Here is a 12,360-nt window from a genome sequence, read left to right on the forward strand (position 1 = left end):
AGGGACAAGATCATGGCGGCAGTCGACACACACTTCGTCGAGGTAAGGGCAGCGCGGACGGCGGACAACGATATCGCCAGCCGCGCTCGCAAAAACCTGGAGGCCTCGCTGCCTTATCTGGTTCCGGTCGTCATCGTCGCACTCTGGCAGCTCGGCTCGTCGGCCGGATGGATTTCGTCGCGGATCATGCCATCGCCGCTCGATGTGGTGATGGCCTTCTGGCAGACGACGACCTCCGGTCAATTGCCGAAAGACATTGCCGTCAGCGCCGGCCGTGCATTTGCCGGCCTGTTTGTCGGCGGCAGCATCGGGTTCCTGCTCGGTCTCGCCAACGGCGTGTCGCGGCTGTCGGAAAAGCTGACCGACACGACCTTGCAGATGATGCGCACCGTGCCGCATCTGGCGATGATCCCTCTGGTCATCCTGTGGTTTGGCATCGGCGAGGAATCGAAGCTGTTCCTGACCTCGCTCGGCGTGCTGTTCCCGGTCTACCTGAACACCTATCATGGCGTCCGCAATGTCGACCGCGACCTGATCGAGATGGGGCGCGTCTATGGCATGGGCAACTGGACGCTGTTTCGCAAGGTTATCTTTCCCGGCGCCCTGCCGTCGATCTTTGTCGGCCTGCGCTATGCGCTCGGTATCATGTGGCTGACGCTAATTGTCTCGGAGTCGATCGCTGCTTCATCCGGCATCGGCCACATGGCCAATAATGCCCGCGAATTCATGATGACCGATGTCGTCGTGCTGTCGCTGGTGATCTATGCGGTGCTCGGCAAGCTGGCCGATGTTGCCGCCCGGGCGATGGAGCGCAGGGCGCTCCGCTGGAACCCCACCTATCAGCAGCGCTGAGGACAGAGACATGAACGTCATCGCCCACCCACGATTTCAGCCGATCGAAAATAAAATCACGCAGCCCGAGGCGGCGAGCGTTGCACCAGGCGCCGGTGCCATCCGCGTCCGCGGCCTCGAAAAGCGTTTCGGCGACAACCAGGTCCTGCGGGGTATCGATCTCGATATTCCGGCCGGCCAGTTCGTCGCCGTCATCGGCAAGAGCGGCTGCGGAAAGAGCACGCTGCTACGCATCCTGATGGGGTTGGACGCGCCGACCGGCGGCAGCGTCGCCTTCGGCACGACCTCGGGCGAGGCGGCTCCGAACGCCCGCATCGTCTTCCAGGAGCCACGCCTGCTGCCCTGGCTGAGCGTCGCCGACAATGTCGCCGTCGGTCTCGGCGAGGGTGTTTCCAAGGCAGAAGGTCGCAAGGCTGCGGCGAGGGTTCTCTCGGAAGTGCAACTGGCTGAAAAGGCAGGCAACTGGCCGGCGCAACTGTCCGGTGGGCAGCGCCAACGCGTAGCGCTCGCCCGCGCGCTGGTCAGCAAGCCCGGCATCCTTGCCCTGGACGAGCCGCTCGGCGCCCTCGACGCGCTCACCCGCATCAGCATGCAGGAGCTCTTGAACCGCGTCTGGCGCGAACTCGGCTTCACAGCCGTCCTCGTCACCCACGATGTGAGCGAAGCGGTGCATCTGGCCGACCGCGTCATCGTGCTTGAGGAAGGCCGCATCGCCCTCGACCTGCCCATCCCCCACGTCCACCCCCGCCGCCACGGCAATCCGGCGCTGGCGGAGCTGGAAGGCAAGCTGCTGGCCGCGATCCTGGGGCATTGAGGCGACTGAGAAAGCGGCTCGCTTTCCGATCGACGAATTTTTGGCTGTAGCCGGTAGCGCGCTCGGTTATCAGTGCTGCTGCTTCAACCTTGCCACCACCAGATGGCCCGGGGTTGGCTGCCCGTCTTCCATGCGGACATTGATGTCGGTGATTTCGATGAGGTCGAAGCCGGTGGCTGTCAGGCGTTCGCGGACGTAGGCCTGAGCATGGGCGAAGCGCTGGTGGGGGCCGACCATGTAGGGGCGGCCGGCGAGTGTTTCTTCGGGCAGTGTTTCCGAGGAGAAGATGAAGAGGCCGCCGGGCGTCAGGTTTTCGGCGGTTCCGAAGAACAGCGGCTCGAGTGCACCGAGATAGGGCAGTACGTCGGTGGCGGTAATGATGTCGAAGGGTTCTTCGTCGTTGTCCTCGAGGAAGTCCTCGACCTCGGCGACGAACAGCGAATCGTAGATGTCCTTCTCGTCGGCGATCTCGACCATGTTTTCCGACAGGTCGATGCCGGTCATGTCGTCGACGATGTCGCTGAGCACGCCGCCGGTCAGCCCGGTGCCGCAGCCGAGATCGAGCAGCCGCTTGAAGGGCCCGAGGCCGAGTGCCTGCAGGCGCTGGCGAACCAGCATCGGCACGTGGTAGCCTAGTTGCTCGACGAGGACGTCCTCGAAGACTTCGGCATGCTGGTCGAACAGCGTCTCGACATAGGCGTCGGGCGCCCGCGTCGGCGTGTCGCCGCGTCCCATCGAAGCGATGCGCACGGAGGCGCCGCCATGATCGTCGGGGTCGATCGCAAGGACCTCGTTGTAGGCGGCGACGGCCGCGTCGATGTCTCCGGATTTCTCCAGTTCGAGGGCTCGGTTATAGGCGTCGGCCAGCGCGTCTTCGTCGATCTTGTTTTTCATGCCGGCTTTTTAAGCCGGGTCAAAAGCCGCTGCAACCGCTATTTCAGTTCAGGATGAATTCGCCTTTGAGGGCGCGCCAGTCTGTCGCCGAGATCAGCTTGCGGTGGACGTAGCGGACGGAGTGGAGGGGGCCGTCGAGTTTCTCCTGCCAGAATTTCAGGAAGCTGCGCATTTCCGGAAAGTCCGGGGAGAGATCGTAGTCCTGCCAGAGATAGGTCTGGAGGATGGCGGGATGGTCGGGAAGGCGGTAGAAAATCTCGGCAGTGGTCAGTCCGTAGCCTTTCAGCTGCAATTCCATTTCCTTGTGCATCGGTCCCTCGCTTGCGGTTCCAACTCTTGAGCGTGACGGTCGTCACAAGGATATGGAAACACGGGATGCTTAACCGAAGCTTTCGGAAATGCCTTTTCAAGACATTTTTGTGACGGTAATCAACAGGTTAGCAGTTCTCCAAGGGGAGTGCTGCCAGCGTGTCGGACCTCGCCCTTACCGGACGAGGTGCCGTGTCAGCCGGCGTTCTGTCCATTCCAGGAAATGGCGCAGGATTTCGACGATGCTGAGGTAGAAGATCGCCGCCCAGAGGTAGCTCTGGTAATCGTAGGTCTGGGAGAAGGCATAGCGCGTTTCACCCATGAGGTCGAAGACGGTGATGATGGCAACGACCGCCGAGCCCTTTACCATCAGGATGATTTCGTTGCCGTAGGGGCGAAGCGCGACGATCAGTGCCTGCGGCAGGATGATCTTGAAGAAGGCTACCAGCTTGGGGATGCCGAGCGACGAGGCTGCCTCGTGCTGGCCCTTGGAGACGCTGATGATGGCGCCACGCAGGATTTCCGTCTGGTAGGCAGCGGTGTTCAGTGTCAGCGACAGCAGCCCGCAATACCAAGCCTCGCGAAAGAACCACCAGAGGCCGACCGACTGCCATTCGGGCCGAAAGCTGCCGAGGCCGTAGTAGATCAGGAAAAGCTGGGCGAGGATCGGCGTTCCACGAAAGACGTAGACGTAGACATAGGCAAAGCCGCTGAACAGCCGGTTCTTCGACATGCGGGCAAATGCCAGCGGTACCGACAGCACGGCGCCGAAGACGATCGAGAAGGCCACCAGTTCGAGCGTCGTTATCAGGCCATGCACGAAGCGCGGCCCGTATTTGAAGAATTTCTCGTTGTCCCAGTTGGTAATCATCATCGCCAGCAGGGCAACACCGAGGAGGGCCCAGAGGGTCACGACGATGTAGCCCGTCATCCGGGCCGGTCGCATCCGGGTCATCGCTTCCGGTGGCGGCGCGCGTGGCGGGATAAGGGCCTTCGAATAGCTCATCGCGATGCCTCCGAACGCTTGGTCCACCGGTCGACAAAGCCGAGGCCGACCGACGAGACGATGGCAAGGAACAGGTAGAGGCCGCAGGCCAGCAGGTAGAAGCCGAAGGCATCCTTGGTGACGCGCACCGCGATGCCGGTCTGGCGCAGGATGTCGGTTAGGCCGATGATCGAGACGTAGGAGGTGTCCTTCAGGAGGTTCATCCAGAGGTTCCCGAGGCCGGGCAGGGCGATACGGATCAGCTGCGGCAGGACGATCAGCTGCATGGTGCGAAACCGTCCGAGGCCCAACGAATCGCCAGCCTCGTACTGGCCCTTGGGGATGGCGCGGAATGCCGACAGCAGGACTTCGGCGCAATAGGCGGAAAACACCACCGAGAGAGCCAGCATGCCGGCCACGAAGGCATTGATCTCGACGCGTCCCTCGTAGCCGAGAGAGGCAAGCAGGCTCTGGAGGGCGATCTGGATGCCGTAATAGACGATGAACAGCGTTAGCAGTTCGGGAAGACCGCGGAAGATCGTCGTGTAGATGCTGGCCGCCAGCCGTACGGACTTTTCTTCCGACTGCTGGCCGAGCGCCACGAGGAAGCCGATGGCAAGGCCGACCGGCAGGGTGGACAGCGCGACGACGATGGTGACCTTCATGCCGAGGGCAATCTCGTCGCCCCAGCCTGTATCGCCGCAGGCGATGACCGTTCCCGAACCGAACAGACTGAAAAGGCCGACCGGCCCGCATAAAGGATCGAAGATAGTGCTCATCCGATCCCACAGGGATCCGAGGGCGGAAAACGCTCCGCTCATGCCTTTATTTCCCCTCGCGACTGTTTCGTCGCTTACTATTACCGACAGTTCTCAAATAAAAACGGCGGAAGAGCAAGCCTCCCGCCGCCAGTATTTTGCATCGCATCTAAACCCGGCGATTACTTTCCGTAAACGTCGAAGTCGAAATACTTGTCCTGGATCTTCTTGTAGGTGCCGTCGGCGCGGATGGCGGCAAGCGCGGTGTTGAGCTTGGTCTTCAGCGCATCGTCGCCCTTGCGGACGCCAATGCCGGCGCCTTCGCCGTTGATAACCGGATCGATTGGCAGGGTGCCGAGCATCTTGCAGCAGCTGCCGGCATCCGACTTGACCCATTCCGACAGGACGACAACGTCGTCGATGACGGCATCGATACGGCCGTTCGTCATGTCGAGCTTGTACTCGTCAGCGGTCGGGTACAGCTTCAGTTCGGCATCCTTCAGGTGGGCCGTCGCATAGTTGGCATGGGTTGTCGACGACTGGGCGCCGATGGTTTTGCCCTTGAGGCCGGCGTCGGTCGCTTCCGTGACCTTGGAATCCTTCGGCACGGCAATGGCAGGTGGGGTGTTGTAGATCTTGTTGGTGAAGTCGATCGACTTCAAGCGCTCAGGCGTGATCGACATGGAGGAGACGATCATGTCGAACTTCTTCGCCTGCAGGGCAGGAATGATGCCGTCGAAATCCTGGTTGACGATCGTGCACTTGACTTTCATCTGGTCGCACAAGGCGTTGGCGATGTCGATGTCGAAGCCCTGGAACTTGCCGGCTGAATCCAGCGATTCGAAGGGCGGGTAGGTCGCATCGGTGCCGATGGTCAGCGTGTCGCCGTCGGCCATGGCCACGCCGGAAAAGAGCGACATCGCTGCGAGCGACGCTGCGGCGAAGAGACGGGTTGAGTTGCGCATGTGGATCCTCTCTGTTGGTGACCGCGGGGTGTTCTTGTTTTCCGCGCGCGGTTTGAATGGGGCGGAAATCGCGAGGACCGCCTTGCGGAGATAATTTTCCTCTTTTCGAGAGAATTGCAACCGGAATCATCTGTCGATGATGCAGTGCACAGTTTCCGCGCCCGGAGGCCATGTGAACGGTGGCTGCACGCAACATTCATCGGGGATTCATTTCACGGACTTTAGAAAAGCGGAACAAAATGAAGGCCGATACCCTTTGGATGCGCCCGACCGCAAATTGGCCCGAATGTATCGGAACAAGACACCCGAGGGCGGCCGGATCGAGAAATTCGGTTCGCCATAACGACAAGACCAGAACGACAAGAAACGAAGAGGAAATTCCGTGGGTACCAGATCAAGATTGTTCGCCAGTGCCGCCTTTCCGCTGCTGTCCCTGTCGCTGATGCTGCAGCCGGTACACGCCGCGATGCTGGTCGGCGGCACCGTCAACACCACTGTCCGGCAAGCGGACAATGCTGCATCGTTCGAGGTAGCGCAGGCGACAGCCGAGCCTGCGGAAGACGAGCAGGACCCCAAGAAGAAAAAGAAGCCCGGCGCTGAGGAGCCCGGCAAGGAGCCGCCGAAGGCCGAAAAGCATGGTGAGCCCGAAGCGCCCAAGGCTGAAAAGCCCGCAGAGCCCAGAGCCGAGAAGCCGGTAGAGCCCAAGGCTGAGAAGCCTCCAGAGCCGAAGGCCGAGAAGCCGGTAGAGCCGAAGGCTGAGAAGCCGGCTGAACCGGAAGCGCCGAAGCCACCGAAGGCTGAAAAGCCCGTCGAAATGGAAGCACCGAAGCCGCCGAAGGCCGAAAAGCCTGCCGAGCCGGAAGCTGCCCCTGCAAAGCCGAAGGTACAGGAACTGGAAGCGCCGAAGCCTCCGAAGGCCGAGAAGCCTGCGGCAGCCGAGCCAGAGGCACAGCCCGAAACCAGGAAGCCTGCGGCCGAAGCGCCTGCTGTTCGCTCCAAGGCAGCCGAAGCCCCCGCAGCAGAGCCGGCAGCGCCTGCACCGCCGCCAGCCGGCAAGCACCAGAAGCCTGCAGAGGCCAATGGTGAGGCAGCGCCGGCGCCTGCAACGCCGGGTGAGAAGCCCGTAAAGCCCGTCATGCCGGCCGAAAAGGTCGCCCCGAACGCCGAGAAGCCTCCGGCACCGGCCGCTGAAGGCGTTGCGCCTGCCAAGCCTGCCGCCGAACAGCCACCCGCAGCGGCTGGCCAGCGCCAGGTGGCCCCAGGCACCGAACCGGTTACCCCCGGCAAGCCGGCACCCGGAGCAGCCGTCGCCCCTGCAGCCAACGGTGCCGCACCGGCAGCCGCAGCACCGGCAGCGCCCAGCACTGCCGGCGAGCAGGTTTCGCCAGCCGAACTGCAGCGTCGTCAGAAGATCGCCGAGAACCCGGCTGCTGCCGGCGCAGGCAGCGGCCCCGTCATCCTGCCCGTCCAGAACGGCACTGCCGTCCTCGACAGCGACAAGGATGCCGCGCGTCGCGGTCACCGTGGCCAGCCGGGCGCAGGTCAGCCGGGCGCTCCCGGCCAGCCCCCGGCTCCCGGGCAGCCGGCAGCGGCCGCACCGGGCCAGCCTGCTCCGCCAGCACCTGCCAACGTCCGTGCGCCGACATCCGATGCCGACGCGCAACGTGCAGCCGGCGGCAACCAGGCGCCACCTGTAAAGATGGAGGCCGTCACCAGCGAGCAGGGTCGTCGCATGGATCGGCAGCCGGATTACGTCTCGCCCCAGGGCGTGCGCATCGACGACCGCCAGGACAACCGCGTCATCGTCAACTTCGGCGACAACGTCTTCGTCCGGCACGACGATACGCAGCGCTTCGTGCGTGACGGCGAACGCCCGGTCTACGAGCAGCTGCCCCGCGACCGTTACCGCGAGACGATCGACCGTCCCGACGGCGACCGCATCGTCACCGTGCGCAATCGCTACGGCGATATCATCCAGCGCTCGCGCATCGATGCACGCGGCCGGGAATACGTGCTGTTCTATTCGCCCGAACTGGAGAATTCGCCGGATCAGGACGACTATTACCGCGATCCCGGTGATGAACTGCCGCCGATGCGCCTGCGCATTCCGCTCAACCAGTACATCATCGATACCAGTGCCGATCAGGACCAGGATTACTACGACTTCCTGCGCAAGCCTCCGGTCGAGCCGGTCGAGCGTGTCTATTCGCTGAACGAGGTCCGATATTCGGCTCGTATTCGTGACAAGGTGCGGCGTATCGATCTCGATACGATCACCTTTGCGACGGGCAGTGCCGAAATCCCGATGGAGCAGGCAAAGACGTTGCGCGGAATTGCCGAGGCCATCGGCAGTATCGTCAAGAAGGATCCGACCGAGACCTTCCTGATCGAGGGTCATACGGATGCCGTGGGTACGCCCCAGAGTAACCTGATCCTTTCGGACCAGCGCGCCGAATCCGTCGCAAACGTGCTGACCGACGTCTACGGCATCCCGCCCGAAAACCTTGCGACGCAGGGCTATGGCGAGCAGTACCTGAAGATCAACACGCCGGGACCGGAGCAGGAAAACCGCCGCGTCACCATCCGCCGCGTCACGGCGCTGGTCCGCCCTGTCGCCGTCCGCTAACCACCTGTCCTGATGAAGAAAATACGCCGCCGGAGAAATCCGGCGGCTCAGACTGATGACAAACCCTGAAGAAGCGTGTTTGACGAGAGCGATACCTTACTCTCCCTCATCCTCGCCCTTGTGGCGGGGATCCAGCGACACGACGTCTGTCGGGTCAAAAGACTCTTTCAGCTCAAAGACTTGAGCTGACTGGATCCCCGCCACAAGGGCGAGGATGAGGGGAGTTTGACAACCGGCTCAATTTCCCGAGTAACCTGCAGAGTTATTAGATCATAGCTTTGTCATCAGTCTGCGCCGCTGGAGAAATTCGGCGGCTTTTTTATGGGCTCGGCTTTTCCAGGCCGACGGTCGTGGCGATGAAGTCGGCGATGGCCATTGTGTCGTCGAGGTCGAACACGGGCAATCTGTCGTCGAGGACTGCGTGATCGGCGGCGATTGCGACGATATGCGGGTCCTGCGGTGCCAAAGGTTCGCGGTTGGCCGATGCCGACCGGCGGGCTTCGATCTTGGGGATCGGCTCGCGCTTGTAGCCCTCGACCAGAACCAGATCGCAGGGGGCGAGGCGGGCGAGGATCTCGTCGAAGCCCGGCTCCGGTGCGCCGCGCATCTCGTGCATGATGGCGTACCGCGTGCCCGACACCAGCGCCACTTCATGGGCGCCGGCCTCGCGGTGACGGAAGCTGTCGGCGCCGACCTTGTCGATGTCGAAGTCATGGTGGGCATGCTTGATCGTCGAGATCCGGTAGCCGCGACGGGTGAACTCGGTGACGAGGCGGACCGCGAGCCCCGTCTTGCCGGAGTTCTTCCAGCCGGCAATGCCAAAAATCTTCGGCGCTGTCATCGGTGCAGAGCCTGCAGCCAGAGCTCGGCGGCGGCGAGTTCCTCTGGTGTGTTGACGTTGAGAAAGGGATCGATGGTGCCGTTTTCCGTCTGGATCAGCGGGAAGATGACTTCGGCCAGCGGATAGCGCCGCTGGAAGTCGCGCACCCGCCGCTTTCCATCCGAAAGTATCCAGCGCTCGAGTTCGTCGGCCAGCGACACCGGCCAAAGGGCAACGATAGGGTGCTGCTCGCCGCTCGACGAGGCGATGGCGATGGTCTGTCCGTCGTGGCGGGCATCGGCAAGCCGTGCCATCAGGTCCGTCGGCAGGAACGGGCCATCGGTCGGCACGGTCAGGACATGGCTGGCGGCGGGATGGTTCGCCTCTGTATCGCGCATGGCGGCCAGCACGCCGGCCAGCGGGCCCAATTGTCCGGGGAGGGTGTCGGGCACCCGGCGCAGGCCCTCGCCGCCTTCGAAGTCCAGCGGCGCATTGACGGCGACCTCGCTCGACTGCGGGGTCATGCGGGCAACGATGTGCGCAATAAGCGGCACGCCGCCGACGGTTGCCAATGCCTTGTTGCTTCCCATCCTGCTCGAGCGGCCGCCCGCAAGGATGACGCAGGGCAGCTTTTCTGTCGCGAACACCATCGTGTCTTGTTCCTCTGTCAGACGGGAACGCGCGGATCCGATCTTTGTGCCAGCTGGCTGGCGTGTTTGCGCCGGCTTTCGCGGTAGAAAGTATAGAGGCCGGAGGCGATGACAATGGCCGCGCCGACCGCCGTCCACAGATCAGGCATCTCGCCGAAGAATATCATGCCGAGCAGGGCTGCGAAAATCAGGCTGAGATAGCGCATCGGCGCAACGACGGCGATGTCGCCGGTGCGCATCGCAAGGATCGCCGTCTGGTAGCCGGCAAGCACCATCACCGACGCCAGCGCCAGATGCATCAGCGCGACCGGACCTGGGCTATGCCAGCCGCCCAGCGGCACGACGAGGATGCCGCCGATCAGCGACACGCCGATGGCCGTGCAGACGGTCACCATCAGCGACGGCACCTGCTTGTCGACGCAACGGGTGGCGAGATCGCGGGCGGCGGTGATGAAGACGCTGGCGATGACGATCAACGCTGCCGGCGTGAAACCCTCCGGCCCGGGACGGACGATGACCAGCACGCCGAGAAACCCGACCGTGATTGCCGACCAGCGCCGCCAGCCGACCGGCTCTTTCAGGAACAATGCGGCGCCGAGCGTCACGGCCAGCGGCAAAGCCTGGATGATCGCCGAGGCATTGGCAATCGGCATCATGCCGAGCGCCGAGATGTAGGTAGCGGCCGCCAGCGCCTCGCAGACCACCCGCAGCAGGATCATCGGCTGGGCAATGACCTTGAACGAACGCAGCGCGCCCAGGTGTCTGGCGATCAGGTAGACCATGACGCTGGTGAGCAGGCCGCGCAGCAACATGATCTCGCCGGCATTCATGACCGAGATGACAGATTTGGACAGGGCATCGCTGCAGGAAAAGGCCGCCATGGCCGCTGCCATATACAGCGCACCTTCCGTATTCTTCGATCGGGCCATTGGTCACTTCCACCGGTTTGCGTGGCAGTGTCTACGCGGGAAAGCGGCGATTGGGAATCTGTGACGGAAAGGTTATCGGGAAAATCGTTTGTGCGATGCGGTATCCCCCGATGGGTCCGGCAGTTCGGTTACAGAGAGCGGCACTGGCAGGTAGCCGGACGAAGGACCGTGCAGAAAAATATCACCCGCCGGTGACGCTCATGTGGCGGGCGACGGCGGGGCGGTTGTGGGTGCGGTCGATGATGAAGTCGTGGCCTTTCGGCTTGCGGCGGATGGCCTCGTCGATTGCCATGCTGAGGAGTTCGTCGTCGGGGGTCGCGCGAAGGGCGGCGCGCAGGTCTGCGGCGTCGTTCTGGCCGAGACACATGTAGAGCGTGCCGGTGCAGGTCAGGCGGACGCGGTTGCAGCTTTCACAGAAATTATGGGTGAGCGGGGTGATGAAACCCAGCCGGCCGCCGGTTTCCTCGACGGTGACATAGCGGGCAGGGCCGCCGGTGCGATAGCCGATATCAGTCAGGGTAAACTGCTTTTCCAGATCCGACTTCACCTTGGATAAGGGAAGATACCGATCAGTGCGGTCTTCCTCGATCTCGCCCATCGGCATCGTCTCGATGACGGTGAGGTCCATGCCGCGTGCATGGGCAAACCGCAGCAGGTCGGGAATTTCCGTTTCGTTGAAGCCTTTCAGCGCGACGGCATTGAGCTTGATCTTGAGGCCGGCGGCAAGGGCGGCATCGATACCTTCCATCACCCGGGCGATATCGCCCCAGCGGGTGATTTCCTTGAACTTGTCGGCATCCAGCGTGTCGAGCGAAACGTTGATACGGCGCACGCCGCAGGCGTAAAGCTCGTCTGCGAAACGGGCGAGCTGCGAGCCGTTGGTGGTCAGCGTCAGCTCCTCCAGCGCGCCGGACTTGACCTTGTCGCCGAGGCTGCGGATCAGCTGCATGATGTTCTTGCGGACGAGTGGTTCGCCGCCGGTGAGCCGGATCTTGCGCACGCCCTTGGCGATGAATGCCGAACAGAGCCGGTCCAGCTCTTCCAGCGTCAGAAGGTCCTTCTTCGGCAGGAACGTCATGTTTTCCGCCATGCAATAGGTGCAGCGGAAGTCGCAGCGGTCCGTCACGGAAACGCGCAGGTAACTGACCATCCGACCGAAGGGGTCGATCATGGAGGAAGGGCTTGCCGAAAGTGGAGAGGCGCTGGCGATAGTGCCGACGATGCTGTTCACAAATATATCTCCGTGATTGAACATAACTGGGACGACTGGCTTGTTGCGTCAAGGCAAATGCTCGAGAAAAGAGTCTTGCGCGCGGTGCGGCCGCAGCCTAGTCCTGCGGTTGTAGCAAAGAGTGGGGCGCAGTATGAGCGGGATTTGGCCGACCGAGTTGCGGGTATCGAAGGATCGGCAACGATTGCTGGTGACTTTCAACGATGGCGCCAGTTTCGACATTCCGGCCGAACTGATGCGGGTGACATCCCCGTCTGCCGAGGTTCAGGGGCACGGACCCGGCCAGAAGGTGACCGTTGCCGGCAAGCGCGATGTCGGCATCATGACGATTACGCCAACCGGAAATTATGCGGTCCGCATCGGCTTCGACGACCTTCACGACACCGGCATTTTCACTTGGACCTATCTGCGAGAGCTGGGTGAGAATGGGCCGGCGCTGATGGCAGCCTACGAGAGCGAACTGGCCGACAAAGGCCTGAGTCGCGACAGGGTCGGCCAGCACTGAGAACATCAGGTGGGGATAGAGT

13 protein-coding genes are annotated in these 12,360 nt (G+C 62.6%); 4 read left to right on the plus strand and 9 right to left on the minus strand.

Annotated elements, in window-relative coordinates:
* Nucleotides 1-12: 12 nt before the first annotated feature.
* Together ssuC and J5278_RS09575 are read left to right on the plus strand one after the other, a co-directional pair.
* Nucleotides 13-852, plus strand: a complete 840-nt coding sequence (gene ssuC / locus J5278_RS09570) for an aliphatic sulfonate ABC transporter permease SsuC (protein ID WP_209183898.1) — start codon at nucleotides 13-15, stop codon at nucleotides 850-852.
* 10 nt (nucleotides 853-862) lie between these two features.
* Nucleotides 863-1,666 (plus strand): ABC transporter ATP-binding protein, encoded by an 804-nt coding sequence (locus J5278_RS09575; protein WP_209183897.1) that lies wholly within the window; start codon nucleotides 863-865, stop codon nucleotides 1,664-1,666.
* 69 nt (nucleotides 1,667-1,735) lie between these two features.
* Here the strand turns inward: J5278_RS09575 and J5278_RS09580 are convergent, their stop codons facing one another.
* The 5 genes from J5278_RS09580 to J5278_RS09600 form a co-directional block, all read right to left on the minus strand.
* Nucleotides 1,736-2,560, minus strand: coding sequence for a methyltransferase domain-containing protein (locus J5278_RS09580; protein ID WP_209183896.1), 825 nt, complete (start codon nucleotides 2,558-2,560; stop codon nucleotides 1,736-1,738).
* 43 nt (nucleotides 2,561-2,603) lie between these two features.
* Complete coding sequence (locus J5278_RS09585) at nucleotides 2,604-2,870, minus strand: usg protein (RefSeq protein WP_111221809.1); 267 nt, start codon at nucleotides 2,868-2,870, stop codon at nucleotides 2,604-2,606.
* Nucleotides 2,871-3,044: 174 nt separating this feature from the next.
* Nucleotides 3,045-3,875, minus strand: a complete 831-nt coding sequence (locus J5278_RS09590; protein ID WP_142822970.1) for an ABC transporter permease — start codon at nucleotides 3,873-3,875, stop codon at nucleotides 3,045-3,047.
* Nucleotides 3,872-4,675 carry an ABC transporter permease gene (locus J5278_RS09595; protein ID WP_209183895.1) on the minus strand — a complete coding sequence of 268 codons (804 nt, stop codon included), beginning with the start codon at nucleotides 4,673-4,675 and terminating at the stop codon, nucleotides 3,872-3,874. The genes J5278_RS09590 and J5278_RS09595 overlap by 4 nt, the downstream gene beginning before the upstream one ends.
* A gap of 119 nt (nucleotides 4,676-4,794) precedes the next feature.
* The gene (locus J5278_RS09600; RefSeq protein WP_142822966.1) at nucleotides 4,795-5,577 is read right to left on the minus strand and encodes an ABC transporter substrate-binding protein; all 783 of its coding nucleotides are present in this window, start codon (nucleotides 5,575-5,577) and stop codon (nucleotides 4,795-4,797) included.
* 382 nt (nucleotides 5,578-5,959) lie between these two features.
* On the opposite strand from J5278_RS09600, the gene J5278_RS09605 reads away from it, so the two are divergent.
* A complete protein-coding gene (locus J5278_RS09605; protein ID WP_209187478.1) occupies nucleotides 5,960-8,203 on the plus strand; it encodes an OmpA family protein in 2,244 nt (747 codons plus the stop codon).
* 319 nt (nucleotides 8,204-8,522) lie between these two features.
* Here the strand turns inward: J5278_RS09605 and mobB are convergent, their stop codons facing one another.
* The 4 genes from mobB to moaA all read right to left on the minus strand — a co-directional run bounded on the left by mobB (nucleotide 8,523) and on the right by moaA (nucleotide 11,857).
* On the minus strand, nucleotides 8,523-9,044 hold the full coding sequence (gene mobB, locus J5278_RS09610; RefSeq protein ID WP_209183893.1) for a molybdopterin-guanine dinucleotide biosynthesis protein B: 522 nt from the start codon (nucleotides 9,042-9,044) through the stop codon (nucleotides 8,523-8,525).
* The gene (mobA, locus tag J5278_RS09615; RefSeq protein WP_209183892.1) at nucleotides 9,041-9,673 is read right to left on the minus strand and encodes a molybdenum cofactor guanylyltransferase MobA; all 633 of its coding nucleotides are present in this window, start codon (nucleotides 9,671-9,673) and stop codon (nucleotides 9,041-9,043) included. The genes mobB and mobA overlap by 4 nt, the downstream gene beginning before the upstream one ends.
* Nucleotides 9,674-9,690: 17 nt before the next feature.
* Complete coding sequence (locus tag J5278_RS09620; RefSeq protein ID WP_209183891.1) at nucleotides 9,691-10,602, minus strand: DMT family transporter; 912 nt, start codon at nucleotides 10,600-10,602, stop codon at nucleotides 9,691-9,693.
* A gap of 181 nt (nucleotides 10,603-10,783) precedes the next feature.
* Nucleotides 10,784-11,857 carry a GTP 3',8-cyclase MoaA gene (gene moaA, locus J5278_RS09625; RefSeq protein ID WP_247749097.1) on the minus strand — a complete coding sequence of 358 codons (1,074 nt, stop codon included), beginning with the start codon at nucleotides 11,855-11,857 and terminating at the stop codon, nucleotides 10,784-10,786.
* A gap of 109 nt (nucleotides 11,858-11,966) precedes the next feature.
* Here moaA and J5278_RS09630 point away from each other — a divergent pair, with 109 nt between their 5' ends.
* Entirely contained in the window at nucleotides 11,967-12,338 is a 372-nt protein-coding gene (locus J5278_RS09630; protein WP_209183889.1) for a gamma-butyrobetaine hydroxylase-like domain-containing protein, read from the plus strand.
* Nucleotides 12,339-12,360 lie beyond the last annotated feature (22 nt).

This window comes from Rhizobium sp. B21/90 (assembly GCF_019355815.1).
Classification (GTDB): domain Bacteria; phylum Pseudomonadota; class Alphaproteobacteria; order Rhizobiales; family Rhizobiaceae; genus Rhizobium; species Rhizobium rhododendri.

What these genes read in the sequence shown, in the direction of transcription:
- J5278_RS09580 (WP_209183896.1), bottom strand. Translation starts at nt 2,560, where the DNA reads ATGAAAAACAAGATCGACGAAGACGCGCTGGCCGACGCCTATAACCGA.
- moaA (WP_247749097.1), bottom strand. Translation starts at nt 11,857, where the DNA reads ATGTTCAATCACGGAGATATATTTGTGAACAGCATCGTCGGCACTATC.
- ssuC (WP_209183898.1), top strand. Translation starts at nt 13, where the DNA reads ATGGCGGCAGTCGACACACACTTCGTCGAGGTAAGGGCAGCGCGGACG.
- J5278_RS09600 (WP_142822966.1), bottom strand. Translation starts at nt 5,577, where the DNA reads ATGCGCAACTCAACCCGTCTCTTCGCCGCAGCGTCGCTCGCAGCGATG.
- J5278_RS09630 (WP_209183889.1), top strand. Translation starts at nt 11,967, where the DNA reads ATGAGCGGGATTTGGCCGACCGAGTTGCGGGTATCGAAGGATCGGCAA.
- J5278_RS09575 (WP_209183897.1), top strand. Translation starts at nt 863, where the DNA reads ATGAACGTCATCGCCCACCCACGATTTCAGCCGATCGAAAATAAAATC.
- J5278_RS09585 (WP_111221809.1), bottom strand. Translation starts at nt 2,870, where the DNA reads ATGCACAAGGAAATGGAATTGCAGCTGAAAGGCTACGGACTGACCACT.
- J5278_RS09620 (WP_209183891.1), bottom strand. Translation starts at nt 10,602, where the DNA reads ATGGCCCGATCGAAGAATACGGAAGGTGCGCTGTATATGGCAGCGGCC.
- mobA (WP_209183892.1), bottom strand. Translation starts at nt 9,673, where the DNA reads ATGGTGTTCGCGACAGAAAAGCTGCCCTGCGTCATCCTTGCGGGCGGC.
- mobB (WP_209183893.1), bottom strand. Translation starts at nt 9,044, where the DNA reads ATGACAGCGCCGAAGATTTTTGGCATTGCCGGCTGGAAGAACTCCGGC.
- J5278_RS09590 (WP_142822970.1), bottom strand. Translation starts at nt 3,875, where the DNA reads ATGAGCTATTCGAAGGCCCTTATCCCGCCACGCGCGCCGCCACCGGAA.
- J5278_RS09595 (WP_209183895.1), bottom strand. Translation starts at nt 4,675, where the DNA reads ATGAGCGGAGCGTTTTCCGCCCTCGGATCCCTGTGGGATCGGATGAGC.